Here is a 26,392-nt window from a genome sequence, read left to right as displayed (position 1 = left end):
TTATACAGCTAGCGAAACTAATGCGCGAAATGCTGGGCGTCGTAGTGCCCGCCGGGCTTGAGCTTGTTCAGCGTGCGCACCGCGCTGGAGATGTCGTCGTGCAATGCCCGAGCCAGGTCGGCAGACAGCCCTTCCCGCACCACGATGCGCAGCACGGCGATGTCGGTGGCGTTGTCCGGCATGGTGTAGGCCGGGACCTGCCAGCCGAAGGTACGCAATTCGTGTGAGACGTCGAACTCGGTGTAGCCGTGGTCCCCGGCGAGCCGGAAAGCGACCACCGGGATCGCCGAGCCGTCCGAGATCAGCTCGCAGTGTTCCACCGTACGCAGCTGCTCGCCGATCCACCGCGCAGTCAGCGACAGTGCCTGCATGACCTTGGTGTAGCCCTCACGGCCCAGCCGCAGGAAGTTGTAGTACTGGCCGACGACCTGGTTGCCCGGCCGGGAGAAGTTCAGCGTGAACGTCGGCATGTCCCCGCCCAGGTAATTGACCCGGAATACCAGTTCCTCGGGCAGATACTCGGGGCCGCGCCACACCACGAACCCGACGCCGGGATAGGTCAGCCCGTACTTGTGGCCGCTGACGTTGATGGACACCACTCGGGGCAACCGGAAGTCCCACTGCAGGTCGGGATGCAAGAACGGCACCACGAACCCGCCGCTGGCGGCGTCGACGTGCACCGGGACGTCCACCCCACCGCTCGCCGCCAATTTGTCGAGCGCGGCGCAGATCTCCGCGACCGGTTCCAGCTCACCGGTGTAGGTGGTGCCCAGAATCGCCACCACACCGATGGTGTCCTCGTCGACGGCATCGACCACCTGCTCGGGAGTAATGACGTAGCGCCCCTTCTCCATCGGCAGGTAGCGGGGCTCGACGTCGAAGTACCGGCAAAACTTCTCCCATACCACCTGCACGTTGGAACCCATCACCAGATTCGGGGTCCGTTTGGCCCAGCCGGCGCCCACCTTCTGCCGCCAGCGCCATTTCATGGCCAGCCCGCCCAGCATCACCGCCTCGCTGGAGCCGATGGTCGAAACCCCGGTGGCACTGCCCGGGTCGTCGTCACGCAATCCCTCGGCGTGGAAGAGGTCGGCCACCATGGATACACAGCGGGACTCGATGGCCGCCGTCGCCGGGTATTCGTCCTTGTCGATCATGTTCTTGTCGAACGTCTCGGCCATCAGCTTGCCGGCCTCGGGGTCCATCCAGGTGGTCACGAAAGTGGCCAGGTTCAGCCGCGAACTGCCGTCGAGCATGAGTTCGTCGTGGATGAAGCGGTAGGCGGTCTCGGGATCCATCGACTCGTCGGGCAGCCGTAGCGCCGGCACCGGAGCGGTGAACATCCGCCCGGTGTAGGCCGGAGCAATCGAGTGCGCGGGCACGGACGGGTGGCTGCGGGACACGGCAGATCCTTTCGTTGTGGATGTCTACAGAGCAGCCAGGGCGGCCCTGATGTGGTGCAGGATTCGTGATGCGGACGTCGGCGCACCGCCGGGCCCGGGATCGACGGCCGAAATCCCGGCCGCGCGAGCATGCACGAAGGCCGCTGCCGCGGCCGCCTCGGCCGGCGCCAGCCCCGATGCCAGCAGCGCGCCGATCATCCCGGACAGCACGTCTCCGGAACCGGCCGTGGCGGCCCAGGATTGGCCCGCCGGACTCAGGTACACCGGGCCGCCGGGGTCGGCGATGACGGTGACGTACCCCTTGAGCAGCACGGTGGCGCCGAAGGTGTCGGCGAGCTTGCGACACGCGCTGACCCGATCGGGGCCGGGAGGTGCGCCGGCCAGCCTGGCGAATTCACCGGCATGCGGCGTCAGCACCGTCGGCGCCCGGCGATTGAGCACCAACTCCGGGTGAGCCGCCAGCATGGTCAGGCCGTCGGCGTCGACCAGGACCGGCAGATCGGTTTCCAGGGCGAACCACAACGCCGCGGCCGCCTCCTGGCCTGAGGTACCCAGTCCCGGCCCGACGACCCAGGCCTGGACCCGTCCGGCCGCCGCCGCGCTGGGTGACGCGATCACCTCCGGCCAGTGCGCGAGCACCTCGGCATGGGCACTACCGGCGTAGCGGACCATGCCCGAGGTGGCCGCGACCGCCGCGCCCGTGCACAGCACCGCCGCACCCGGATATGTCGACGAGCCGGCCAGGACACCGGTGACTCCCTGGGTGTATTTGTCGTCGCCGGGGCCCGGTGCTGGCCAGCGCGCGAGTACGTCGGCGGCCTGCATGCCTAGCAGGTCGGTGTCGGGTGGGTCGAGCCCGATATCGACGAGGACGACGCGGCCGCAGTCGGCCAGCGCATGTACAGGTTTGAGCCCGCCGAAGGTGACGGTCAGCGCGGCGTGCACCGCGGGGCCGGCGATCGCCCCGGTCGCCACGTCGATGCCGCTGGGGATGTCGACGGCGACCACCGGGATCCCGGCGTCGTGTACCGCGGCGAACACCTCAGCCGCCGCGGGCCGCAACGGCCCCGAACCGGAGATGCCAACTACGCCGTCGATCACGAGATCGGTTGCAGTTGAGATACTTTCGACGACACGACCGCCGGCTTTGGTGAACGCCGCCAGCGCCTTGCGGTGCGTGCGCTCGGGGTTGAGCAACACGGCATGGGCGGCCGCGCCGCGGCGGCGCAGGAAGGTGGCCGCCCACAGCGCGTCACCACCGTTGTCGCCGGATCCGACGACGGCGCACACACGCCGGCCGGCGACGCCGCCGGTGCGGCCGGTCAATTCCCGGATGATCCCGGTGGCCAATCCGTAGGCCGCCCGCCGCATCAGGGCGCCGTCAGGCAGGCTGGCCAGCAGCGGTGCTTCGGCGTTGCGGATCTGGTCTGCAGAGTAGTAATGCCGCATCGGTGTCAGCATCGCATGCGGGCACGTAGCCTAGACCGGCGCCTCGCGCGAGCGGCGCCGCCGGAAAATCTCCTTGAGCCTTGCCGGATTCCACACCGGGCTCTTGCGTTCTCGGGCCATCGGATAGAACGCAAGCCCGATAAGGATCGCCGTGAAGTGGCCGATAGCGGTGAAGTTGAGCTCGGATTTGTCCATCGTGATCAGCGGGAAGCCATAGATGACCAGCAGCACACCCAGGTATCCCCACCGCCACGGCTTGGCGATGTGGTAGGCCAGCACAGCCATGACTCCGACCAGGAAGTAGCTGACCCCGATGTCGCGGGAATGCACTAGCCGTTCCGACGCGTCACGCATTTGGATGGCGAAATACAGCAGGCCTTCGCTGAAGTACGTGGCGCCGATGTGTGCGGTCAAACCCACTGTGAGCCAACGTAGTTGGCCAAGCCAATGCTCGGCGGGCGCCAGAAACAGGGTGAACAGCAAAAGGTAGGGTTCCAGGTTTCGGCCGTCGATCCACAACAGGCTGGAGAACAGCACCTCCAGCGGATCCCTACCCAGATGGCTGATATTGGTGGACCGGTGCAGCAGGACGCTGTGCAATTGCCGCCCGGTGAGCTGGTTCTGGATGATCGTGGTGATCGCCAGCACGAGCAGCCAGGTGTAGGTCAACGGCGCGTTGCTCACGAAATGCCACGCGGCAAGCGCCCACCGTCGCGCCCGGGCCGGCTCCGATACGTTCGCCACGCAGTCAACTTTTGCATGCCCGGCGTTGCCGCGTGAAGGGTCGGGCCGTGCGTCTGCTATTCCACCGTGACGGATTTGGCCAGGTTGCGCGGCTTGTCGACGTCGTAACCGCGGGCCTGGGCGACCGCGGCGGCGAACACCTGCAGCGGGATCGTCGACAGCAGCGGCTGCAAAAGCGTTGACACAGCAGGGATTTCGATCAGATGATCGGCGTAGGGACGTACCGTTTCGTCGCCTTCCTCGGCGATCACGATGGTCACCGCGCCGCGGGTCTGAATCTCGCGGATATTGGACAGCAACTTTGCGTGCAGTGTGGCCGAGCCCTTGGGCGAGGGCATGATGACAATGACCGGAAGGTCGTCTTCGATGAGGGCGATCGGGCCGTGCTTGAGCTCACCGGCCGCGAAACCCTCGGCGTGCATGTAGGCCAGTTCCTTGAGTTTGAGCGCACCTTCCAGCGCCACCGGGTAGCCGACATGGCGCCCCAGGAACAGCACCGTCGACGACTGCGCGAACCGGTAGGCCAGGTCGGCCACCGGCTTGACGCCGGAGATGACCCGGGCCACTAGATCGGGCATCGCTTCCAGCTCGCGGTACTCGCGTTCCACCTCGTCGGGGTATTTAGTGCCACGGGCTTGTGCCAAGGCCAGACCGAGCAGGTAGTTGGCGGTCACCTGGGCCAGGAACGTCTTGGTGGAGGCAACGCCGATCTCGGGGCCCGCGCGCGTGTACAACACCGCGTCGCACTCCCGAGGGATCTGGGAGCCGTTGGTGTTGCAGATCGCCAGCACCTTGGCCTTCTGCTCCTTGGCGTGGCGCACCGCCTCCAGCGTGTCGGCGGTTTCCCCGGACTGTGAGACGGCCACGACCAAGGTGCTGCGGTCCAAAACTGGGTCCCGGTAGCGGAATTCGCTGGCCAACTCCACTTCCACCGGCAGTCGCGTCCAGTGCTCGATGGCGTATTTGGCGAGTAGCCCGGAGTGGTAGGCGGTGCCGCAGGCCACCACGAACACCTTGTCGATGTCGCGCAGTTCCTGATCGCTCAGGCGTTGTTCGTCGAGCACGATGCGGTTGCCCACGAAATGACCCAGCAATGTGTCGGCCACCGCGGTGGGCTGTTCGGCGATCTCTTTGAGCATGAAGTACTCGTAGCCGCCCTTTTCAGCAGCCGCCAGGTCCCAGTCGATATGGAATTCTCGCGCGCTCGCGTCGTCGGGGTTGCCGTCGAAGTCGATAATCCGGTAGCCGTCTGCGGTGATCACTACGGCCTGGTCCTGGCCGAGTTCGACCGCGTGGCGGGTGTGTTCGATGAACGCGGCCACGTCGGAGCCGACGAACATTTCGCCGTCGCCGATACCGAGGACCAGCGGAGTCGAGCGGCGGGCCGCGACGATGGTGCCGGGATCGTCGGCGTTGGCGAACACCAGGGTGAAGTGGCCCTCGAGCCGACGCAGCACCGACAGCACGCAGGCAACGAAATCGCCGGCCGTGGCGCCCTGGTGATACGCCTGGGACACCAGGTGCACCGCGACTTCGGTGTCGGTGTCGCTGGCAAACTCCACGCCGGCAGTCTCCAGCTCCTGGCGCAGCATGGCGAAGTTCTCGATGATGCCGTTGTGGACGACGGCGATCTTGCCGGCGGCGTCGCGGTGGGGGTGCGCGTTGCGGTCAGTGGGACGACCGTGGGTGGCCCAGCGGGTGTGACCCAAGCCGGTGGTGCCGGTCAACTCGGATGGCGCCATGTCGGCCACGGCCGCCTCCAGATTGGCCAGCCGGCCGGCACGGCGGCGCACTGTGAGCTTGCCCTCACCGTCGACCACGGCCATGCCCGACGAGTCGTAGCCGCGGTACTCCATCCGACGCAGCGCGTCCAGGACGACCTCGCAGGCAGGACGCTGCCCCACGTAGCCGACAATTCCGCACATAGCAGACCAGGGTAGTGCAGGCGCCGCCCCAGGGCGCCTGCACGAAGCAGACCGAGGTAGTGCAGGCGCCGCCCCAGGGCGCCTGCACGAAGCAGACCAGGGTAGTGCAGGCGCCGCCCCAGGGCGCCTGCACTAAGCAGACCGAGGTAGTGCCGGCGCCGCCCACGATGACGCTGCTACCCCGGTGGACCACTGGACCCATCCTTGGCGTCACCGCTAACGTCGACGGGTGGCCCGCACCCGCAAGCTCTTCGCCGCCCTCAGCCGCCGTGGTCCCCACCGCGTTCTGCGCGGTGACCTCGCCTTTGCCGGCCTGCCGGGAGTGGTGTACACCCCGGAAGCCGGGACCAACTTGCCCGGCATTGCCTTCGGCCACGACTGGCTGACCTCAGCTACCCGCTATTCGGGCCTGTTGGAACACCTTGCGTCATGGGGCATTGTGGCCGGGGCGCCCGATACTCAACGGGGCCTCGCGCCGTCGGCGCTGAACCTGGCCTTCGATCTAGGCGTTGCCCTCGACATCGTGGCGGGGGTCCGGCTGGGGCCCGGCAAGATTAGCGTGCACCCCGCCAAGCTGGGACTGGCCGGACACGGCTTCGGCGGCTCGGCCGCGGTGTTCGCGGCGGCCGGCATGCCCAATAAGCCGGCAGCCGTGGCGGCGATCTTTCCCAGCGTGACCGCTCCCCCGCCGGAGCAGCCCGTCGCGACCCTGCAGGTTCCGGGTCTGATCATGGCCGCGCCCGCCGATCCCAAGACGTTGACGTCCAATGCGCTCGAGTTGGCGCGGGCGTGGGACGCGGCCACGTTGCGCATCGTCAGCAAAGCCAAGGCCGGCGGCCTGGTGGAGGGCAGGCGGCTGGCGAAGGCGGTCGGACTGGCCGGCGCTGACCGCAGGACCCAGCGCTCGGTTCGGGCGCTGCTCACCGGATATCTGCTGTACACCCTTGGCGGCGACAAGACGTATCGCCAGTTCGCCGACCCGGACGTGCAGTTGCCCAAGACGGACGTGGTGGATCCGGAAGCTCCGCCGGTGACCGCTGAAGAGAAGATCGTCACGCTGTTGAAGTGACGCCTGCCGCGCGCCCAGGCGACTTGAGCCATAGTCCCGAGCGCGGGTCCTGCTACCCACCTAGCTTGAACGCATGCTGCATTAGCCTGCGAAAAGCGCAGGGTTCCGACGTCCTGCTCACGGAGCGGTGCGGGCATCGACGAAATTGATCGCGCTCGCCTTCCTGGACTTGTCGACGAGGAACCTTTGCTCAGTACGAATGCGTGGCGGGTATGGACTTTGATCTTGTTTCCAAGGATTGCCCGGACCAGCTCGAAAACTGTTGGCAACGGCGGTCGAGTTGGTCTGCCTCATGCGCGGCGCGGCTGCTCAGGTTAAGCCATGCGCGGGCACCGCAGCGCCGCGCGGCCGTGTCACCGTGGTAAGTGTCGTTGATGCGAATCGGCATTGCCCTGGACTACTCGGGCGGCTTTCACCAAGCCGTCGACCGCGTCGTCGAACTGGAAAAAGCCGGCATCGACCTCGCGGTGGTGGCGGAGGCGTATTCCTTTGACGCCGTCAGCCAGCTGGGGTTTTTGGCGGCCAGGACCACCCGCGTGGAGTTGGCTTCCGGGGTGGTTCCGATCTATATCCGCACGCCGCCGCTGCTGGCCATGACCGCCGCCGGCCTGGACTTCGTCTCCGACGGCCGTTTCCACCTGGGGATCGGCACGTCCGGACCTCAAGTGATCGAGGGCTTCCATGGCGTCGAATTCGACGCCCCGATAGGGCGCACCCGTGAGGTGGTGGAAATCTGTCGGCGGATCTGGCGCCGGGAGCGTCTGCACTTCGCCGGCAAGCACTACCAGATCCCACTGCCCGCTGATCGAGGAACCGGTTTGGGTAAAGCGCTGCAGCTCATCAACCATCCTGTGCGAGAACGCATCCCGATATCCATCGCCGCGCTGGGACCGAAGAACGTCGAGCTGACCGCAGAGATCGCGGAGGGCTGGCAGCCCGTCTTCTTCTACCCGGAGAAGGCTCACGCGGTCTGGGGAGAAGCGCTGGCTGCCGGCACCGCCAAACGAGATCCTGTGCTGGGACCGCTGGACGTGATCGTCGGTACCTCCCTGGCGATCGGGGACAATGTCGATGAGCGACTGGGGTGGACCAAACCGCAACTGGCCCTCTACATCGGCGGAATGGGCGCCAAAGGCCGCAACTTCTACCACAGCCTGGCCACCCGATATGGCTTCGGGGCGGCCGCAGACCGGATCCAGGAGCTGTATCTGGCAGGCCGCAAACAACAGGCGATCGACGCGGTTCCCGACGAGCTGGTGCGCGGGATCTCGCTGATCGGGCCGCGAGGCCACGTCGCCGAACGCCTGGCCGCCTTCGCTGACGCCGGCGTCACCACGCTCTTGGCCAGACCGGTCACCGGCGATGCCGGTGAAGCGGTGCGCTACGTCGAGGAGCTGCTGCGGCTGCGGCCCTGCTGACGCGGTCATTGCCCGGCCTTCGGAAGCTCATCCGCGGCGATCTCACAGGGCGTCGACGCCTTCGCAGGCGATTGGGGATGCGACCCGTCCGCCGGCACCGGCGGCGCGGCCGCGGGCGGCGGGTCAACCACTAGCGGCCGCTCAGCCGGCGGTTCAGCGCTCGGCGGCCCGGCAGCGGCCGGTGCAGCGGGCATTGCCGCCGGCTCGGCAATGGCTTCGTCGGTCACGTTGCCGGAGCCCGGTCCGCCGAGGTCGCTGGCTCGTTGGGGCTGGGCCGAACGTGCTGCCTCGTCGGGTCCACCATCGTCGACAGCGTCGTCAACCACGGGATCATCGGCCACAGCAGGACCCCCGGAAACCAACGGGTCGCTGAACTGTCCGGCGGCCGCGCCCACAAGGCCCTCCATTGCATCGACAATTCGGCCGGCAAGTTCAGCTAGGCCGCCGGCTCCCCCGAGTCCGCCCGAGCCGCCGAGCGGAGCGGCCGCACCATCGCCCGCCAGCCCCGACAAGGCCGGTGCGGCGCCCTGGGCCGCGGGAGTCGCCGGTGCAACCGCAGTCTGAGCCGGCGCCGGGTCCGACGGCACGGCGTCCGCGACACCCGCGGCGGGCGGGCCAGCCGTCCTGGGTGCGGGCAGCCATCCGGACCGACTGGGGGGCCAATCCGTGGCGAGGTCTCCGGCCGTCTCGAAACACACCCGCGGTGTGGCCGCCAACCGGTCGCTGACCATGTCGTAGGACGCCGTTACCCCGGCCAGAGTCGAACACATCGCCCTCAGCCAGTCATGGCGAATATCGTTGTCAACGTAGGACATAACCTGACCGCGAAGCACCTCTTCGGCCGTGCGCCGGTCTCCCGCGCCGCTGAGCACCGTGGCGGCCGCCGCCGACCACAGCGGCCGCTGGGCGAGCGCGCGATCGTCGATGGCGATAGCCGTCGCCACCTTGGAGTCGATCAGCTGCCACAGGTTGTCGCGCAGTGACTCGCAACGCTGTGCCGCCGCGCGCACTTCGGTGGCCAACGTGGTCGCCGCATCGCAGTGTCGCTGCAGAAAACGAACCGCCGCATCGGCTGCCGGTCCCGCCCATGCCGATGCCAGCTCAGCTATCTGGGCACGCTGTATCCGCAACGCCTCGGTGATCGCGGTACCCGCGGCCCGCAGCTGTGCGCAGTCTGCGTCGAGCGCATACAGGTCCAGCCCTACCTCGCCGTCGTACCAGTCGCTGATCTGGCCGGGCCGCGACGTCAGGTCCGGGTGGTGGTAGCCAAGCCGCTGGCAGGCCCGCACGTAGGTCTCGGTTCGTTCGAGCGCCGACGCGCCTTCCGCGAGGCGTTCGGCGACGCCTAACCGATTGGCCACGATCAGGCGATCCGGCCCGCGGCGGACAGCTCGGCATCGGCATAGCGCACGGCGCTGGCACGCAGCGCGACGGCCAGCTCGGCGGCCGCACGCGACCACTGCGACAAGTCGGCGCCCAGCCGGTCCATCCCGGTACGCAACGCCTCACCATGCTGCGAGTACGCCCGGCCGGCGCGGGCGGCGCAGAAAGTTAACCGGGACAACAGGTTTACGGCAGCATCGTCGACCAACTCGGCTGCACTGCTGATCCTGTCGGCGACCGCAAGCACCGCCGCCACGTCAATAGCGCTGCCGGCGTAGCTTTTTCCATCATCGAGTCTCATATTTGGTTCGACGCCGGATACGGCGCCGGGGTTCCGCCGAAATTCAGTGCGCGGCGCTGACTGCGTCCGCGACGCCGGCCGCCACCCGCTGCGCGACGTCCTCGTTGGCCGCCTCCACCATGACTCGGATGACCGGTTCAGTTCCGGAGGGGCGCAACAGGATTCGGCCCGTGTCGCCCAACTCTGCCGCAGCCTGGTCGACGGCCGTCTGGACCGACGGCGCCGCGGCGGCGGTGGCTTTGTCGGCAACCTCGACGTTGATCAGCACCTGGGGCAACGTCTGCATCGCCGACGCCAGCGAGGCGAGCGACGAGCCGGTCTGCACCATGCGGGTCATCACCCGCAGCCCGGTGACAATGCCGTCTCCGGTCGATCCCAGCGCCGGCATCACAATATGGCCGGATTGCTCACCGCCCAGGCTGTAGTCGCCGGCGCGCAACTCCTCGAGGACGTAACGGTCACCGACGGCGGTGGTGCGCACCGTGATGCCGGCGGCGCGCATGGCCAGGTGCAGCCCCAGGTTGCTCATGACGGTGGTGACCAACGTGTCGGCAGTCAGTTCGCCTGCTTCCCGCATGCCCAGCGCCAGCACCACCATGATGGCGTCGCCGTCGACGAGTTCACCGTTGGCGTCGACCGCCAGGCAGCGGTCGGCATCTCCGTCGTGCGCCAGACCCAGGTCGGCACGGTGCGCGATGACCGCCGCCCGCAAGGTATCCAAGTCCGTCGATCCGCAGGCGTCGTTGATGTTGACTCCGTTGGGCTCGGCGTTGATCGCGATGACGTTGGCCCCGGCGGCGCGATACGCGCGCGGCGCCACGGCCGAGGCGGCGCCGTGGGCGCAATCGACGACCACGGTCAGCCCGTCGAGCGGGGTGGTACTGGCCTTGCTCACCTGACGCAGGTAGCGTTCCGCGGCGTCCTCGGCATCGACGACACGGCCGATTCCGGTGCCTACCGGGCGCAGCCCCGGACCGGATGCCACCAGGTTCTCGATCTGATCCTCGGTGTCGTCGTCCAGTTTCTGGCCGCCGGCGCCGAAGATCTTGATGCCGTTGTCGGGCATCGGGTTGTGCGACGCCGAGATCATCACCCCGAAGTCGGCGTCGTAGGCGCCGGTCAGGTAGGCCACCGCCGGTGTCGGCAGCACCCCGACCCGCAGCGCATCGACACCTTCGCTGGTCAGCCCGGCGATCACGGCAGCTTCCAGCATTTCGCCGCTGGCCCGCGGATCGCGGCCGACGACGGCTATTCGCCGGCCGGGTCTACCCGGGCTCGCCAGGTGCCGCGCCGCGGCGGCGCCCAGCGCCAGGGCCAACTCCGCGGTCAGCTCACGATTGGCGACCCCGCGCACGCCGTCGGTGCCAAATAGTCGACCCATGCGGACAAACCTCTCACAGTTGACGTCTTGCACCCAAGGTGCCCATTTCTTTCTCGCCGAAACCGTGCCCGTGTGAACGTCGACACGCCGCACATGATGCATAAATGGCACGGTTGCGGCCAGAAAGTGATGTTGGTCAGCGCTTGCTGTACTGAGGTGCCTTGCGGGCCTTCTTCAGGCCGTACTTCTTGCGCTCGGTGGCACGCGGATCGCGGGTCAGGAAGCCGGCCTTCTTCAGCGGGGGCCGGTCGTCCGGGTTGGCCAGAATCAGCGCGCGCGCTATGCCGAGGCGCAATGCCCCCGCCTGGCCCGAGGGGCCGCCACCGTTGAGGTGAGCGAAGACGTCGTAGCTTTCCACCCGGTCGACCGTGACCAGCGGAGCCTTGATGAGTTGCTGGTGCACCTTGTTCGGAAAGTAGTCCTCCAAAGTGCGGCCGTTGAGGTCGAACTTGCCGGTACCGGGCACCAGTCGCACCCGCACCACGGCTTCCTTGCGGCGTCCGACGGTCTGGATGGGCCGTTCGAACACGAACGATTCGTGCTGGATTGACTGGCTCTCGACGGCGGGAGCCTCGCTGATTTCGGTCACTGCGCCACCTGCTTGATCTCGAACGGAACCGGCTGCTGCGCGGTGTGGGGATGCTCCGGCCCGGCGTAGACGCGCAGCTTGCGCTGGATCTGACGGCTCAGCTTGTTCTTCGGCAGCATCCCGACGATCGCTTTTTCCACCACGCGATCCGGATGTTGTTGCATCAGCTCGCCGATCGTGCGCTTGCGCAGGCCGCCGGGATATCCCGAGTGGCGGTAAGCCATCTTGTGACGCAGTTTGTCGCCGCTGATGGCAACCTTGTCGGCGTTGACGATGATGACGAAGTCGCCACCGTCGACATTGGGCGCGAACGTCGGCTTGTGCTTGCCGCGCAGCAGGTTGGCCGCTGCAACGGCAAGGCGGCCAAGCACAACGTCCGTGGCGTCGATGACATACCACGACCTCGTGGTGTCACCCGCCTTGGGCGCGTATGTAGGCACAGCGCTTACCACACTTTCTCTCTCGGGCGGACCCCGGTGTGATCCGGGCGCCGGTCAGGCGTCGACGGTGAGCGTCAACGATGGGCTAGTTCTCGGCGACCGACATTGACCCGAGGCCCCGGCGTACCACACGCCAACGGAGCAGCTTACCGACGGCCATCCCCGCAGGTCAAAATCGCCGCAGGTCAATATCACTGTGCGGTCCCGACGGCTCTCCTCCGCCGGGACCGCACAGAGTCTCAGCAGGTGACTACCGCCCCCACGTACCCGCTGCCCGGCGGTCGGCGTGCGCCACCTCCTCGGCACCGTCGCGGACCGCATTTCCCAGGTCGATCAGGATCTCGTTGAGCGCCTCAGCGGCCTGGTGCCACCTGAGTTGCTCGAGTTGATACGCCGTGGCCGCTTCCCGAGTCCACAGCTGCTGCAACGGCGCGATGCGGGAGCTCAGCTCCTCGAGCGCGGCGTTGAAACGCGCCGAGGTGGTGTGGATCTCCTGACGAACGCCGTATTCGATGGCGTCGAAGTTGTACGACAAGGCCGGCTCGGCGGTCATATCAAGGCTAATCCTCTCGGTCACAATGTTCCGCCGGCGCTGGCGACGTGGCGGGCATGGTTTTGACCGGCCTCGTGCAGCACGGCCTCGTTGTGCCGAATGGTTTCGGCGATCTCATGCAACACGTGGTAGAGGCGCGTCGACTCCGCGTTCCAGCGCTCCACTACGTCTTTGAATCGCGCGGCCGCCAGCCCACCCCAGATCGACGGCGGCACGCTGCTCATCCGGCCGATGAATGCCTGCAGCATCGCCCGGATTTCCTCGTTGCGCGCGTCGGTCGTTGCCGCGACCGACCGCATCAGGTCGAAATCGGCATTCAGGGCGTTCGGGCTCACCTGTTTCCTTCCCCAGTTGCTCTCCGGTTGCTGATACCAAATACGACTGCGGCCGAGGCGATTCGGTTCCGTCCAAATTTCCCGGTTCAACCGACCGCATGCGCCGATTGCACGGCACGTTCGCACACGTCGCGGACGGCATCCCGGGCCCCCGGCCGGCTCTGACATCCGATGCTGATCCGCACGCCGCTGTCGAGCAACACCGTCCACCACACGTCATGTCCGCCCCGTAGCTCGCGGTAGGTCACCACGGGTCGGCCGGCGCTGACGCCGGAAGGATTGAAGTCGACGAATACACCCGCCGGTTCTGCGTCGACGGCTCTTCGCAACCGTTCGACGGCCTGGGTCAGCGTCTCCCCGGGCACCTGTGATTGCGTGACATGCAAGGCCACCTCCGGATCCGTCGGCGACGTGAGCTGTACTCGAGCCGAGCCCGGCCCACCGGTCACCCGCTGCGTGGACCAGCCGGCCGGAACGGTGAGCGCCACGCGGCCCTCCACCAGAAACGTCGTCGGCGCCACCTGCACCGCCACAGCACCGTGTCGCGCCGTTGCGGCCACCACCACCACCGTCATAGCCACGCCGGCGGCCATCCATGCCGCCAGCCTGCGACCGCGGGCTCCACGCTCAGCATTCAAGGACCCGCCCGCGGATTGCGACTGCTCCGCCGGCGTGTCCCGGGCCAACCGGGCTAATCCGGCGTCGTCGACCTCGGCGACGGCGTGGCGATCCCGCAGGGCACCCGCGATCGATTTCGCAAGCGCTGCCGCTCCGGCGACCGCGCTCTGAGCATCGATGACCACCGCCGCCGCGGTACCCCGGGTCATGCCGGCCACGACGGCGGCTACCTCTTCGGCCTCTTCGGCCTCTTCGGCCTCTTCGGCCTCTTCGGCCTCTTGGGTCAAAACTCGAGCCTGCGCCAAACGCGCCACCGCGACCATCTCGTCGGAGCCGACGACAGCCACCAGCCGATCCGCGATCTCCACCACGACCGCCTGCGTGGCCGCCCGGTTCAGCAACCACGACCGCGGCCGCACCACGATGTCACCGGCGGCCACAGCGCGGGCCGCCGTGCTGACCACCCGCACCCGCGATGGCGGCCACCACGACGGATGCACGACGACCATGCCAGCGCCGTGATCACGCGCCAGATCGCGAAGCGTCGCCGACCACAACGCGCCGACGGTCACCGGGTGCTCGGCGACCAGCGCCACCGCATCGTCGATCGCATCCAGCGCAGCCGCGCACACCTCCGTGTTGACGAGCGGCCCTGCGCCACAACATAACCGGCGGACGGCGCCTGGGCCGGTCTCGATCACCGCGGGATGTGGCCGGCTCATGGCGGCGGACTCCACGCGACCTGGACGCGCCGCTCGTCACCGGTACGGGCGATCAGGACACCGCGGCCCGCGGGCAACGGGCCCGGGCGGCTCGTGCCGAATAACGCGCCTTCCTCGGGACGCCCGCTCATCATCAGCGCCATGCAGCCGAAGTCACGCAGGCCCGCCAACAATGGCTCGAACATGGCGCGCGCGGCCCCGCCGCTGCGCCGAGCGACCACCAGGTGCAGTCCGAGATCGATTGCGTGCGGCAGGTATTCGAGCAATGTCAGCAGTGGGTTAGCCGCGGCAGTGGCAACCAGATCATAGTCGTCGACCACGAGGTAAATGTCCGGGCCGCCCCACCAGGACCTGGCGCGCAACTGCGCCTGGCTGACATCCGCCGGGAGCATTCGGTCGTGCAGCCGCGATAACACGCCCGGCAGCACCGCATTCAATCCCGGCGCGGACACGACGTAGCCGCCAAGGTGTTCCGACTCGACAACGCCGAGCAGTGCACGCCGATAATCGACGATGAAGAGTTGGGCCTGCGCAGGAGTCCTGGTCCGGACGATCTCCCGGCACAGCAGGCGCAGCGTGGCCGACTTTCCGCACTCGTTGTCGCCGAAGATCACCAGATGGGAGTGATGTTCGAAATCGACTGTGGCGGGCTGCAATCCGCTCTCCTCGGCACCGATGATGATGCGCCGGCGATCCTGGTCACCTGCTCGGTGCAGGACGCTGCCGTAGTCCACCCGTGTGGGCAGCAACGGTATGGGCGGCGCGACCGTGTCACCGTGGCAGCACCTCATCTGATGCGGCTCGGGCAGGGCGATCATCATGTGCGAGCCGTCGGGCGCAAGCCCGCGCCCCGGGCGGTCGGGGGGCACCTGCCGCGCCTGCTTGCGGTCCACTTCGGAATCGGCGGGCTCGCCCAGGCGCAGCTCAATCCGGGTACCGATTTGGTCCTTGAGCGACGGCCTGATCTCCGCCCACCGCGATGCCGACACCACCACGTGGATGCCGAACGAAAGGCCTTGGACCGCAAGCGCGGTAATCGGCTCCTCCAGTTCGCCGAATGCCTGGCGCAGGCTTGCCCAACCGTCGACGACCAAGAATACGTCGGCGCGCCGGTCGCGGCCGGTTCTCTGGTCGCACGACAGCGACTCTCGCGACCGCAGGACCGACTCGAGCTCGGCGACCATACGCCGGACCAACTCCGGCTCCGAGCGTCCGGCGACCGCCCCCACTTGCGGCAGGCCCCGCACGGAGGCCAGGGCACCGCCGCCGAAGTCCAGGCAGTAGAACTGGACCCGGCCCGCATCGTGGCTGGCCGCCAGCGCGGTGATCAGCGTGCACAACGCGGTCGACTTGCCCGATCGGGTCGCCCCCACCACCGCGACATGACCCGCCGCCGCCGACAAGTCGACCGTCAGCGGCGACCGGGACTGGTCAAACGGCCGGTCAACGATGCCGATCGGCACCGTCAATTCAGGTCGCGCTTCGTCGGCCAGCAGGGCATCCAGCGCCGGTGCCGACTCCAGCGGCGGCAACCAGACCCGGTGTGCGGCTGGACCGTGACCGGCCAGTCGGCCCAACACCGCATGCAACACGCTGTGTGCGGGCTCGGCACTCCCCTTGGCGACGTCGGTGACAGTCCCCGCAGGTTCGCAGGTGAACAGCCGCACCTGTTGCGGCAAAGCCGGTTCGGTTGCGGTCCCAGTCGCCGGGAGCGGCGCGGAGACGAACGCGGTGTGGAACCGGGTCAGCTCTGCGCTGGCTGCGCGCAGCCAGCCGGCACCCGGAATGTTCGGCAGCTCGTAGGCGTCGAGTGTTCCCAACACCGAGCGTGAGTCACTGGGGGACAACGTTTTCAGGCACACCCGATAGGACAGGTGGGCCTCCAGCCCACGCAGCCTGCCCTCGTCGAGCCGCTGACTGGCGAGCAGCAGGTGCATACCCAGCGATCGCCCGAGCCGGCCGATCGCAACGAATACCTCAGCGAAATCGGGGTGCTGGCTCAGCAGTTCGGAGAACTCGTCGACGATGATGAACAGGGTCGGGAGCGCGGCCAATGGACAGCCGCTGCGGCGTGCCTTCTCGTAGGCTGCCACGCTGACGAAGTTGCCGGCCCTACGCAGCAGCTGTTGGCGACGGTTCATCTCGCCGGCCAGCGCCTCACGCATCCGGGCGACCAGCGGTGCCTCGTCGGACAGATTGGTGATGACCGCGGCGACGTGCGGCGCCGCCGCGAGATCGAGAAATGTTGCGCCGCCTTTGAAGTCGATCAGCAGCAGATTGAGCACCTCGGGAGGGTTGCGCGCCATCATGCCCAGCGCCACGGTGCGTAGCAGCTCCGACTTTCCTGACCCGGTGGCGCCGACACACAGACCGTGCGGTCCTATGCCGTCTTCGGCGGGCTCCTTGATGTCCAGTTCGACGGGCGTGCCGTCGACCGCGGTTCCGATCGGAGCGCGCAGCCGATCCGCGGCGTTCAGGTTGCGCCACAGGGCGGCTGGGTCGAAGGCCTCGGCGGCACCGATGCCTACCAACTCGGCCCACTGTGAGTCGGCGGTAGGGCGGTCGGCCCGGTGGCCGGCCCCGTAGCCCGCCAGCCGGCGCGCGCATACCAGCGCGTCAACCGGCTCCATCCGGTCGACACGAGTCGGCGTCTCGGCTGCGCCGCCATGCCGGAGCACCACAGCCGCACCGTCGCGGCAGCGGCCGACCGCAAGGGTCATCGCACCCGTGAGCGCAGCGCCGGCTGGTTCGTCGGTGTCGACGATCACCACGGACGGCGCCGTCGCCTCGCCGATTGCCCCGCGGGCCGCGGCCCATGTGCCGTACACCATCCGGACCGGGCCCACCGCATCGAACCGCTTCCGATGCCGGTTGTGCGGCAACCACTTCAACCAGTCCCAATGACATCGATTCCGGTCGTCGGCGACCGCCACGATCGACACCCGATCCGGCGGGTGCAGCACCGCGATCTGACAGACCATCGCGCAAATCAGCCCACGCACCGCGGCAGCATCGCCATCGATCGTCACGGCCCCGGCTTCGGGCAGCGAAACCGCGACGGGTGCGTCGGCAAGTGTCGAATGCGTGCGCACAAAGCGGCGCAGCGCGGTCACGGTGACCGGATCGGCCCGGCGCCCCGGCGCCAGCTGCGGGACCACCAACCGGCTTGCCAGCGGCTGAGTCCCACGGCCGATACGCACCCGGCAGAAGTCGGCATGGGTGCGACAGCGCTCCCACATCCGGGTGCCGCCGATCAAGCTGCATAGCGTGTCGGGCTCCGGATGCGCCCAATTCAATGACGAACGTTGCGCCACCGCGGTTTCGGTGACCATGGCCCGCAGGCCGGCCAGATATCGGAGATAGTCCAGGCGTTCGCCGTCCAGGTCGTCATCCCGGCCACGACCACGGCCAGCTACCGCGGTGACGACCAGCGATGTCACGGTCATCGCCGGCAACGCCAAGAACATGGGGTTGCGCCCAGCCGTTCCGGAAAGGAAGGCGACCGCCGTAATGCCAAGCATCACAACCGACACCGCGATCGGCGCAATGCGAGCCAGTAGACCCGCTGACGCGGATCGCGGCACCTCTGGCGGCGGCGCGACCACCACTTCGGCTGTCACAGTGCGACGACGCTAGGCAGCACCGCGACCGGCCGCAAGTCAGCTGTGCACAGCCGGAAACGGCGCCGGACCAATCCGGTTAAGGTGCCGCTGGACCCAACCCGAGGGGAGCCCCGTTGTCTGCAGCCGATCCGGGCTTGCGCCGCGTCACCGTTCATGCCGGCACCACCGCCGTCGACCTGTCGCTGCCCGCAGCGCTTCCCGTCGCGGCGTTGATCCCGCCGATCATCGACATCCTGGGCGATCACATCGCGCCGGACACCGCGACCCGCTACCGGCTGTGCATTGCGGGCGGGGAAGCACTGGCCTCACCAACGACTCTGGCGGAAAGCGATATTCGCGACGGCGCCGTGCTGGTGCTGACCCGGTCGGTTCCCGAACCGCCCAACCATCGCCACGACGACGTGGCCGAGGCGGTGGCGGCCACTCTGGGCGCGGTCCACCGTCCCTGCCGGGCAGTCACCCGGCTCACCGGTGCGCTGGCGGCCGGTGCGGTGACGACGGCGGGGGTTGGGGTGCTGATCCGGCATGCGCTGCGCGCCGGCGCTCACCATGACGCGGCGGCGACCGGCGTCGCGGCGTCAGCCGCCGTGTTCGCCCTGCTGCTCGCCGGCCTGGTACAGCGGATCCACCGGGATCCGATCGCCGCACTCACGTTGACCATGATCGCCGCTGCCTTCCTCGCGGTTGCCGGTCTGCTGGTGGTGCCAGGCACCCCAGGCATGCCGCATGCCATGCTCGCGGCCACCGCTGCGGCGGTCGCGGCGACGCTGGCCATCCGGGTAACCGGCTGTGGTGTAGCCACTTTGACCGCCGTAGCCGGCTGCGCGACGGTCATCGCGGTCGCCGCGCTGGCCGGGGTGCTGACCGCGGCGCCATGGTACGTCATCGGTTCGTCGACCGCGTTGGCATCGTTGGGTCTGCTGGAAGCGTCCGCGCGGATGTCCATTGCGTTGGCGGGCTTGTCGCCGCGGCTGCCAACGGCGCCCGACCACGATGCCGGCCAACTACCGCCACCCGAGGTATTGACTGCCAGATCGGCCCGGGCCGACAACTGGCTCACCGGCCTGCTGGCCACCTTTTCGTGATGTGCGGCCATTGGGGCCGTCGTCGCCGCCCTGGCCACCCATCGCGGCGTCGCCCTGGCCGCCGTCACCGCCGCACTGCTGGTGATGCGCGCCCGTGCGCATCGTCACCGGACACGCGGGCTACTACTCGTCATCAGCGGAACCAGCACCGGCACAACAGCGTTCGTTATCGCGACAGCAGGCTGGCCGCAGCACGGAGCCCTGATTGCCGCACTGACGGCGATACTGGCCGCCACGGCGATATGCCTTGGCTTCGTTGCTCCCCGCGTGCCGCGCCCGCCCGTCGTCACGCGAGGTGTCGAGGCGCTGGAGCTGGCGGCATGGGCCGCCATGGCGCCGCTGGCCTGCTGGACATGCGGCACCTTCGGCGCCATTCGTGCCCTCGACCTGATATGAACGCGGCCACCACGCGCATCACCCATCTGCTGGCGGCAGCGCTCGTCACGGTGCCGCTGTGGATGGCGCCGCCGGCGCACGCCGTGTCGCCACCTCGGGTGGACGAAAAGTGGCTGCCCGCGGCCACATCACCGGCCCCGCCGCAACCGACCGTGCAACGCGACGTCTGCACCGCGGCCACATCGGTATCCGGTCGGGACGACGCTTCGGCTCAGCTCGCAGATCTCCAGTTGCCGCAGCTCTGGCAGCTCACGCGCGGCGCCGGCCAGCGGGTCGCGGTCATCGACACCGGCGTCGCCCGGCACCGACGGCTGCCGCACCTCGTCGGCGGCGGCGACTATGTCAGCACCGGCGACGGCACCCTGGACTGTGACGCCCACGGCACTGTTGTCGCTGGAATCATCGCCGCTGCACCGGATTCCAGCGCGGACGGGTTCAGCGGGATAGCACCCGAGGCCACGGTGATCAGCATCCGGCAGTCCAGCACCAAATTCGCTCCGCTGGCCGACCGCGCCGGCGCCGGGGTCGGCGATGTCGACACGATGGCGCAAGCCGTGCGCACCGCGGCCGATCTCGGCGCGTCGGTGATCAACATCTCGTCGGTCGCATGCGTCCCGGCCGCGCCCTTGCTCGACGACCGCGCCCTGGGCGCCGCACTGGCCTACGCGGTCGAAGTCAAGAATGCCGTCGTCGTGGCCGCGGCCGGCAACGCCGACGATGGCGCACAGTGTCCGGCCCAGCGGTCTGACGTGTCCCGCGACACCGTTACGGTCGCGGTCAGTCCGGCCTGGTACGACGACTACGTGCTGACCGTCGGATCGGTGAACCGCGCCGGCGCGCCCTCGTCGTTCACTCTCGCCGGGCCGTGGGTCGACGTCGCCGCCACCGGCGAGGAAGTGACCTCGCTGAGCCCGATCGGCAATGGAATCGTGAATTCTCTTGACGGACAACATGGCTCGGCGCCATTGTCCGGGACGAGTTTTGCCGCTCCCGTCGTCAGCGGGCTGGTCGCGTTGCTTCGCGCCCGATTTCCGGCGTTGACCGCACGGCAGGTGATGCAGCGGATCACCGCAACCGCACATCATCCGCCGGCCGGATGGAATCCCCTGGTAGGCAACGGGACCGTCGACGCGCTGGCCGCGCTGAGCACGGATGCCACGCCGCCGGAACCCACGACCAATCCTGACACCGCAGCCGGACCGCTCACCACCCCGGCATCGCCGGCGCCTGCCGATCGCCACGGCCGCAACACGGCATTGGCCGGCACGGCCATGGGACTGGTGGCGCTCATGGCGATTGCGGGGTCGTTCCCGGTCATCCGGCCCCGGCTAAGACGGTCGGGTCGCGACGGTGTCGTGGGCGACTGACGCCTGCTCCCCACCGAGTTCGGGTCCCTGCGGCAGGGCCGCCAATATCGGCCACGGCGCTGGAGCCGGCGCTCCCAAACCGAGGTGACGTGCGGTCTCATCGTCGCGGATCGCGAACCGCACCCCCGTTTCGGTGACCAGGTAGCGCCACACCGTCCTCGTGTCCACGCCCGACAAGCTGCGCGCAACCGCGTAGGCACTGTGACCCGGTGGCAGGTACACCGCGTCCAGCGCCGGGCCGCGACCATCGGACTGCGCCAGCGTCACCGGGGCCGCCGCGGCGGGCATTGGCAGGCCGCTGCCGGTCAGGAAGCCAAGCTCGGGACGGCCCGACTGCCCCGGCAGCCACGTCACACACAACGTGGTGTCGCTATCGTCACGAGGCGTGCCCAACGCATCGGGCAACGTGGCGAGCGGCAGGACATCCGCGACCGGCGCAGCGCGGATCACATCGGGTGCCACGGCGACGACATGAACGTTGCCGCGCGAGTCGCTGAACCGCAGCAGGTCCGCCGCTACGGGGCCGATCCGCTGAACACCCGTTTGCAGCACCACGTAGAACTCTTCGCCGCCGTCGTGTGTGATGCGCAACACAGTGCCGACGGGAAACCCGGCCGCGCCCGGCTCGCCCGCGTGGCTGATGTGCGGAGCCGTGATCGACGGCACCTCCGGTACGGCGCTGAGCAAAGACTGCGACACGATCTGCGGAGCCCGGCCCTCCAGCCGCAACGCCCGCAGCACCGCGGTGTCGGCAAGGTCCACCACGGCCCGGCGTCCGTGGTAGAGCAGATATGCCGGCGCACCGCGTCCGACGGTCACCAGGATCGTCTGCTCGGCCGCCAGCCGCCGAACCGACGTCTCGGCGACGGGCCCGACCAGCACCGTGGTTGCGGCCCCCCGATCGGTGTCGCAGAGAGTCCACCTCGACTCGGCGGCGGGCAGCGACGGACCGATCAGCTGCGGTGCGCCCGGAATACCCAGCAGCGGACCGAGTTTGGCGTGGCGTAGTTCGGCCTCACGTACCCGCCGGGGATTGGCGTCCGTCGCCGCGATCAACCGCGCCGAAGCCAGGTTCAGCACCGGATGCCAGGTTTCGCCGACCCGCACATACAACGCCCCGGTGTCACGGCCCATCACAATGCGCGCATCGCCGAGGCCCGGCTGCGGCTGCACCACTGCAACTGTCGCGACGGCCACCGCCGCGACGGCGGCTACCACACAGCCGAGCGCCCACGCCAGCGCGGGTGCCCGCAGTGCCCGATCACACTCCCGCTGCAGCAACGCGCACTCGAGGCGCCGAACCAGAAAGCGGTAGGCGTTGACGTGTCGCCAGGTGATCGATTGCTCCGACAAGTACTCCCCGCCCATGCCCGGACTCTAGGGCCTGAGCAGCAACTTCTTCAGTCATCCATCCACAGCCCGGGCCCAGGCCGGAATTTGTCGCAGGTTTTGTAGCGCCCGCCAGCGGGTAAAATTTCGCCGTGAACACACACCCCATGGGGCTGTTGGCCGGCGCCCTGGCCGCCGCCACCGGTATGGTCCTCGCTCCGTCCGCCTTACCGGCAGCGATCCCGTCGGCCGCTGCCACCGACTGCCCGGACGCGGAGGTCATCTTCGCCCGCGGCACCAGCGAACCGCCCGGCATCGGCCGCGTCGGGGAAGCGTTCGTCGACTCGCTGCGGCAGCAGACTGGCAAGAACATCGGGGTGTACGCGGTGAACTACGCCGCGAGCCGCCTTCAGCTGCATACCGGTGACGGCGCCAACGATGCCATCGCACATATCAAATCCATGGCCGCGTCATGCCCGAACACCAAGCTGGTTCTCGGCGGTTACTCCCAGGGTGCCGACGTGATCGATATCGTAGCGGGAGTTCCCTTGGCGGGCATCAGTTTTGGCAGCCCGCTACCCGCCGAATACGCCGACAACATCGCGGCTGTGGCCGTCTTCGGCAACGTGGCCAACCGCTCTGGCGGATCGCTGACGACACAGAGTGCGTTGCTGGGCGCCAAGGCGATCGACCTGTGCAATCCCGGCGACCCGATTTGTCATGCGGGCCCGGGCAACGAGTGGAGCGACCACACCGACGGCTATGTCCCGACCTACACCACCCAGGCGGCGAGCTTTGTCGCTGCCAAGCTTGCGGCCGCCGCCACACCACCGTTACTGCAGTTGCCCGGGCCCGTCCCGCAGGCGCCTGGCCCACTGCCGCAGGCGCCCGGGCCCTCGACCGGCACACCTGGATCGGTGGTAGGCGCGCCTGGGTCCGTGGTGCACGTCCAGTAACGCAATCAACGCTTGTTCAATAAGCCCGTAAGATCGCGTTATGCCGCTTATCTCCACGGGCAGAGCAAGACTCATCACCCGCTTGGTGGCCGCCGCGCTCGCGGCGGCCACGTTGTCACTTGCCTGGCCGTTGCCGCCCAGGGCTTCCGCGTCGTGCCCGGACGTCGAGGTGGTGTTCGCCCGGGGCACCAGCGAGCCGCCGGGACTGGGCCGCGTGGGCAACGCCATGGTCGCCTCACTACGCCAGCAGACCGGCAGGAACGTCGGGGCCTACGGGGTGAACTATCCTGCCAGCAAAGACTTCCTGGCAGCCGCGGACGGCGCCAACGACGCCAGCGACCACGTGCAACACATGGCGAACGCGTGCCCGGACACGAAATTGGTGCTCGGTGGGTACTCTCAGGGCGCCGCGGTCATCGACATCGTGACCGCCGCACCACTGGCAGCCCTGGGCTTCACCCAGCCGCTACCGACCGAAGCGGCAGATCACGTCGCCGCGGTTACCCTGTTTGGTAACCCGTCCGGGCGCGCCGGCGGGCTCATGAGCGCGCTGAGCCCGCATTTCGAAGGCAAAATCCTGAACCTGTGCAACGAGGGCGACCCGATCTGCTCCGACGGCAACCAATGGAAAGCCCACACCGGCTACGTCCCGGGACTGACCAACCAGGCGGCAAGTTTCGTTGCCGGCAAGCTCTAACAGCCGACTCAGCGCAACCACCAATCCGATCCGGCCAATCTTGTGCGGCTATCTTGTGAGGCTACTGAGCAACCGCTTCGGCATCGCTGTGTCGGACCGCTTTCGGTTCGAAGCTCCTGAAAACCGGGGTTAGGATCACGCCGGACCGCAACGACGTTCACCGAACGCGTAGCCGCACGAGTTCACTTGCACGCTTTCCACCAAGACGACTGTGCGGGCACAACATCGAATCTGATTGCCATTGAGTGGCGAATGCGCTGAGGAGGGTCGATGTCGGGCACTGAAATCGACATCATGACTTCGGCGCCAAATGATTTCGATCACATCCCGGCTACCGGCGAGACGCTCGAAGACTACACGCTGCGCTTCGCACCTCGCGGCTACCGCCGATGGTCCCCGGCGGTGGTGGGAATTTCTGCGCTCGGCGGAATTGCCTACCTGGCCGACTTCGCGATCGGCGCGAACGTCGGAATCACCTGGGGTACCGCGAACGCCCTCTGGGGCATCGGGATTTTCGCTGTCGTGGTGTTCACCACCGGGCTGCCCCTGGCCTACTACGCGGCGCGCTACAACATCGACTTGGACCTGATCACCCGCGGTAGCGGTTTCGGCTACTACGGTTCGGTGGTCACCAACGTGATCTTCGCGACCTTCACATTCATCTTCTTTGCGCTCGAGGGCTCGATCATGGCGCAGGGCCTCGATCTGGGACTGCATGTCCCGCTGTGGCTGGGATACGCAATCTCGACGCTGATGATCTTCCCGCTGGTGATGTACGGCATGAAAGTCCTTTCCCAGCTACAACTTTGGACGACTCCGCTATGGCTGCTGCTGATGGTCGCCCCGTTCGGCTACTTGGTTATCAGCCATCCGGAATCGGTCGGCGAGTTCTTCTCCTACGCGGGTAAAGACGGTAGCGGCGGCGTCACCGTTGGTTCGGTCCTGTTGGCGGCTGGGGTATGCCTGTCGCTGATCGCCCAGATCGCCGAGCAGATCGACTATTTGCGCTTCATGCCGCCACGAACGCCGCAAAACGTCCGCCGGTGGTGGACGTGGACGCTGCTGGCAGGGCCCGGCTGGGTTGTTTTCGGTGCACTCAAGCAGATCATCGGTCTGTTCCTGGCGGTGTATCTGATTTCCCACATGGCCGGCGCCACGGCGATCGCCAATCTTCCGGTGCACCAATTCATGCAGATCTACCGCAACGTCATGCCGGGCTGGCTGGCGCTGGCGCTGGCCGTGATCCTGGTGGTCCTCAGTCAGGTCAAAATCAACGTGACCAACGCCTATTCAGGCTCGCTGGCATGGACCAATTCGTTTACCCGCGTCACCAAGCACTACCCCGGCCGGATCGTGTTTCTCGCCGTGAACCTGGCGATTGCGTTGATTCTGATGGAAGCCGACATGTTCGACTTCCTCAACACAATCCTCGGGTGCTACGCCAACTGCGGCATGGCATGGGTGGTGACCGTGGCCTCCGACATCGCCTTCAACAAGTACCTGCTGCGGCTCTCACCGAAGACCCCGGAATTCCGCCGCGGCATGTTGTATGCCGTCAACCCGGTCGGCTTCGGGTCACTGCTGTTGGCTGCGGGGTTCTCGATCGTCGCGTTCTTCGGCGGCCTGGGCCCGACCCTGCGGCCCTATTCGCCGCTGGTAGCGATCGTCGTCGCCATGGTGATGCCACCGATCCTCGCGATCGCCACCCACGGCAGGTATTACCTGCGGCACCCGCACGACGGCATCGACCTGCCCATGCACGACGAACACGGCAACCCCTCGGCCGAGCTACTCAACTGTCATGTCTGCCGTCATGATTTCGAGCGGCCCGACATGCTGGCCTGTCATGCACATACCGGCCACGTCTGCTCGTTGTGCGTCTCCACCGACAAGCGAGGCGAGCACGTCCTTGGAAGGGCGCTCCCAGCGTCGAAATCCAAAGACTAGATGCTCAAAATGTAGCGAGTCGCTTCACGAATACGCGCGAGTCTCGCGGAATTCCGATTCGATGAGCGGATCACCCGTTAACCTCCGCCGCCAGCGGCCGGCGGAGGCGGCGCGTCATCCGGATCGTCGTATATTGGCGGTTGGTCCTGAAGGCCGGGAAAGTAGCGATTGTCGTCATGGCAGTCATTGGGGTCCCAATTTGGCCCCCAACTCGGGTCAAATGGCTGGCCCGGACACCAGAAATAAGTTGGCATCAGCGACGGCTGCGCTACAGCGTTCGCTGTCCCGGCGAATTCTGTCGAACACAACGTCGCGGTCGCGGCTAGAGCCGTCGACAAAGCTGCACGGTAAATGAACCTGAACATGTTCCACCTCAGCGCTAACACACGATCTCCACGGAATATCGGTTAATCGGCACACTTCCCGGACCGCCAGGACGCCATTTTCTCGTATACGTACAGCGCAGCCTAGGCGATCTGCACGGCGCTGCATACCCCTGAGCGGACACGAGTTGCCGGCGCGATTACCAATAACTTGAAGTTATCATTCCATTCGAAATTTGCATCACGAGACTTTCGCATCACGGTTATAGTCATGTCGAACGGAGAGCGTCGCTTCACTGAGGCGACACGGAGGTCCGGCCCGACGGCAGCAACTTCCTC

At 67.5% G+C, this 26,392-nt stretch carries 21 protein-coding genes and 1 pseudogene; 7 read left to right on the top strand and 15 right to left on the bottom strand.

What is annotated here, in order from left to right:
* Positions 1-17: 17 nt before the first annotated feature.
* The 4 genes from gad to glmS are packed head-to-tail and all read right to left on the bottom strand — an operon-like array spanning position 18 to position 5,521.
* Positions 18-1,403 (bottom strand): glutamate decarboxylase, encoded by a 1,386-nt coding sequence (gene gad / locus EET13_RS05410; RefSeq protein ID WP_122441308.1) that lies wholly within the window; start codon positions 1,401-1,403, stop codon positions 18-20.
* A 24-nt stretch (positions 1,404-1,427) separates the two neighbouring features.
* Positions 1,428-2,852: an NAD(P)H-hydrate dehydratase gene (locus tag EET13_RS05405; protein ID WP_122441365.1), complete on the bottom strand. Its 1,425-nt coding sequence runs from the start codon at positions 2,850-2,852 to the stop codon at positions 1,428-1,430.
* Between the two features lie 30 nt (positions 2,853-2,882).
* Positions 2,883-3,596, bottom strand: a complete 714-nt coding sequence (locus EET13_RS05400) for a rhomboid-like protein (RefSeq protein ID WP_122441307.1) — start codon at positions 3,594-3,596, stop codon at positions 2,883-2,885.
* 56 nt (positions 3,597-3,652) lie between these two features.
* Positions 3,653-5,521 carry a glutamine--fructose-6-phosphate transaminase (isomerizing) gene (gene glmS, locus EET13_RS05395; RefSeq protein WP_122441306.1) on the bottom strand — a complete coding sequence of 623 codons (1,869 nt, stop codon included), beginning with the start codon at positions 5,519-5,521 and terminating at the stop codon, positions 3,653-3,655.
* 229 nt (positions 5,522-5,750) lie between these two features.
* Between glmS and EET13_RS05390 the strand changes: the two genes are divergently transcribed.
* A complete protein-coding gene (locus EET13_RS05390) occupies positions 5,751-6,590 on the top strand; it encodes a dienelactone hydrolase family protein (RefSeq protein ID WP_122441305.1) in 840 nt (279 codons plus the stop codon).
* A 374-nt stretch (positions 6,591-6,964) separates the two neighbouring features.
* Positions 6,965-8,008, top strand: a complete 1,044-nt coding sequence (locus tag EET13_RS05385) for an LLM class F420-dependent oxidoreductase (RefSeq protein ID WP_122441304.1) — start codon at positions 6,965-6,967, stop codon at positions 8,006-8,008.
* A gap of 5 nt (positions 8,009-8,013) precedes the next feature.
* Here the strand turns inward: EET13_RS05385 and EET13_RS05380 are convergent, their stop codons facing one another.
* From EET13_RS05380 to eccCa, 9 genes are all read right to left on the bottom strand, one after another.
* On the bottom strand, positions 8,014-9,369 hold the full coding sequence (locus tag EET13_RS05380; RefSeq protein ID WP_122441303.1) for a hypothetical protein: 1,356 nt from the start codon (positions 9,367-9,369) through the stop codon (positions 8,014-8,016).
* A 2-nt stretch (positions 9,370-9,371) separates the two neighbouring features.
* On the bottom strand, positions 9,372-9,692 hold the full coding sequence (locus EET13_RS05375; protein WP_122441302.1) for a hypothetical protein: 321 nt from the start codon (positions 9,690-9,692) through the stop codon (positions 9,372-9,374).
* Positions 9,693-9,735: 43 nt separating this feature from the next.
* The gene (glmM, locus tag EET13_RS05370) at positions 9,736-11,073 is read right to left on the bottom strand and encodes a phosphoglucosamine mutase (RefSeq protein WP_122441301.1); all 1,338 of its coding nucleotides are present in this window, start codon (positions 11,071-11,073) and stop codon (positions 9,736-9,738) included.
* 136 nt (positions 11,074-11,209) lie between these two features.
* Entirely contained in the window at positions 11,210-11,662 is a 453-nt protein-coding gene (rpsI, locus tag EET13_RS05365; RefSeq protein ID WP_122441300.1) for a 30S ribosomal protein S9, read from the bottom strand.
* The gene (rplM, locus tag EET13_RS05360) at positions 11,659-12,102 is read right to left on the bottom strand and encodes a 50S ribosomal protein L13 (RefSeq protein WP_122441299.1); all 444 of its coding nucleotides are present in this window, start codon (positions 12,100-12,102) and stop codon (positions 11,659-11,661) included. Before rplM ends, rpsI begins: the two co-directional genes overlap by 4 nt.
* Positions 12,103-12,352: 250 nt before the next feature.
* Positions 12,353-12,655, bottom strand: a complete 303-nt coding sequence (locus EET13_RS05355; protein WP_122441298.1) for a WXG100 family type VII secretion target — start codon at positions 12,653-12,655, stop codon at positions 12,353-12,355.
* 20 nt (positions 12,656-12,675) lie between these two features.
* Entirely contained in the window at positions 12,676-12,990 is a 315-nt protein-coding gene (locus tag EET13_RS31195; protein WP_280177862.1) for a WXG100 family type VII secretion target, read from the bottom strand.
* Positions 12,991-13,076: 86 nt separating this feature from the next.
* Positions 13,077-14,330 (bottom strand): type VII secretion-associated protein, encoded by a 1,254-nt coding sequence (locus EET13_RS05345; RefSeq protein ID WP_122441364.1) that lies wholly within the window; start codon positions 14,328-14,330, stop codon positions 13,077-13,079.
* Positions 14,327-17,950 carry a type VII secretion protein EccCa gene (gene eccCa, locus EET13_RS05340; protein ID WP_122441296.1) on the bottom strand — a complete coding sequence of 1,208 codons (3,624 nt, stop codon included), beginning with the start codon at positions 17,948-17,950 and terminating at the stop codon, positions 14,327-14,329. Before eccCa ends, EET13_RS05345 begins: the two co-directional genes overlap by 4 nt.
* Positions 17,951-18,066: 116 nt before the next feature.
* On the opposite strand from eccCa, the pseudogene eccD reads away from it, so the two are divergent.
* Both eccD and mycP read left to right on the top strand, forming a co-directional pair.
* Positions 18,067-19,434, top strand: a pseudogene (gene eccD / locus EET13_RS05335) (type VII secretion integral membrane protein EccD).
* Positions 19,431-20,801 (top strand): type VII secretion-associated serine protease mycosin, encoded by a 1,371-nt coding sequence (gene mycP / locus EET13_RS05330; protein WP_122441295.1) that lies wholly within the window; start codon positions 19,431-19,433, stop codon positions 20,799-20,801. Before eccD ends, mycP begins: the two are co-directional and overlap by 4 nt.
* Here the strand turns inward: mycP and eccB are convergent.
* Entirely contained in the window at positions 20,763-22,169 is a 1,407-nt protein-coding gene (gene eccB, locus EET13_RS05325; RefSeq protein WP_122441294.1) for a type VII secretion protein EccB, read from the bottom strand. The two genes, mycP and eccB, sit on opposite strands and share 39 nt — an antisense overlap.
* 113 nt (positions 22,170-22,282) lie before the next feature.
* On the opposite strand from eccB, the gene EET13_RS05320 reads away from it, so the two are divergent.
* From EET13_RS05320 to EET13_RS05310, 3 genes are all read left to right on the top strand, one after another.
* Positions 22,283-23,086 carry a cutinase family protein gene (locus EET13_RS05320; RefSeq protein ID WP_122441293.1) on the top strand — a complete coding sequence of 268 codons (804 nt, stop codon included), beginning with the start codon at positions 22,283-22,285 and terminating at the stop codon, positions 23,084-23,086.
* A 40-nt stretch (positions 23,087-23,126) separates the two neighbouring features.
* Entirely contained in the window at positions 23,127-23,783 is a 657-nt protein-coding gene (locus tag EET13_RS05315) for a cutinase family protein (protein ID WP_122441292.1), read from the top strand.
* A 270-nt stretch (positions 23,784-24,053) separates the two neighbouring features.
* On the top strand, positions 24,054-25,730 hold the full coding sequence (locus EET13_RS05310) for a purine-cytosine permease family protein (RefSeq protein WP_122441291.1): 1,677 nt from the start codon (positions 24,054-24,056) through the stop codon (positions 25,728-25,730).
* Positions 25,731-25,807: 77 nt separating this feature from the next.
* Here EET13_RS05310 and EET13_RS33095 read toward each other — a convergent pair whose 3' ends face one another.
* The gene (locus EET13_RS33095) at positions 25,808-26,095 is read right to left on the bottom strand and encodes an Mtp family mycobacterial-type pilin (RefSeq protein WP_483237959.1); all 288 of its coding nucleotides are present in this window, start codon (positions 26,093-26,095) and stop codon (positions 25,808-25,810) included.
* Positions 26,096-26,392: the final 297 nt, after the last annotated feature.

It is taken from the genome of Mycobacterium attenuatum, assembly GCF_900566085.1.
GTDB lineage: Bacteria > Actinomycetota > Actinomycetes > Mycobacteriales > Mycobacteriaceae > Mycobacterium > Mycobacterium attenuatum.
Note: the sequence above shows the minus strand (reverse complement) of the source record. Positions and strands in the feature narration are given on the sequence as shown.

Bases quoted from the DNA above. Each gene is read 5' to 3' on its own strand.
- EET13_RS05405 (WP_122441365.1), bottom strand. From the start codon at position 2,852: ATGCGGCATTACTACTCTGCAGACCAGATCCGCAACGCCGAAGCACCG.
- glmS (WP_122441306.1), bottom strand. From the start codon at position 5,521: ATGTGCGGAATTGTCGGCTACGTGGGGCAGCGTCCTGCCTGCGAGGTC.
- EET13_RS05385 (WP_122441304.1), top strand. From the start codon at position 6,965: ATGCGAATCGGCATTGCCCTGGACTACTCGGGCGGCTTTCACCAAGCC.
- EET13_RS05375 (WP_122441302.1), bottom strand. From the start codon at position 9,692: ATGAGACTCGATGATGGAAAAAGCTACGCCGGCAGCGCTATTGACGTG.
- glmM (WP_122441301.1), bottom strand. From the start codon at position 11,073: ATGGGTCGACTATTTGGCACCGACGGCGTGCGCGGGGTCGCCAATCGT.
- EET13_RS05355 (WP_122441298.1), bottom strand. From the start codon at position 12,655: ATGACCGCCGAGCCGGCCTTGTCGTACAACTTCGACGCCATCGAATAC.
- EET13_RS05345 (WP_122441364.1), bottom strand. From the start codon at position 14,330: ATGAGCCGGCCACATCCCGCGGTGATCGAGACCGGCCCAGGCGCCGTC.
- mycP (WP_122441295.1), top strand. From the start codon at position 19,431: ATGAACGCGGCCACCACGCGCATCACCCATCTGCTGGCGGCAGCGCTC.
- eccB (WP_122441294.1), bottom strand. From the start codon at position 22,169: ATGGGCGGGGAGTACTTGTCGGAGCAATCGATCACCTGGCGACACGTC.
- EET13_RS05315 (WP_122441292.1), top strand. From the start codon at position 23,127: ATGCCGCTTATCTCCACGGGCAGAGCAAGACTCATCACCCGCTTGGTG.
- EET13_RS05310 (WP_122441291.1), top strand. From the start codon at position 24,054: ATGTCGGGCACTGAAATCGACATCATGACTTCGGCGCCAAATGATTTC.
- EET13_RS33095 (WP_483237959.1), bottom strand. From the start codon at position 26,095: ATGTTCAGGTTCATTTACCGTGCAGCTTTGTCGACGGCTCTAGCCGCG.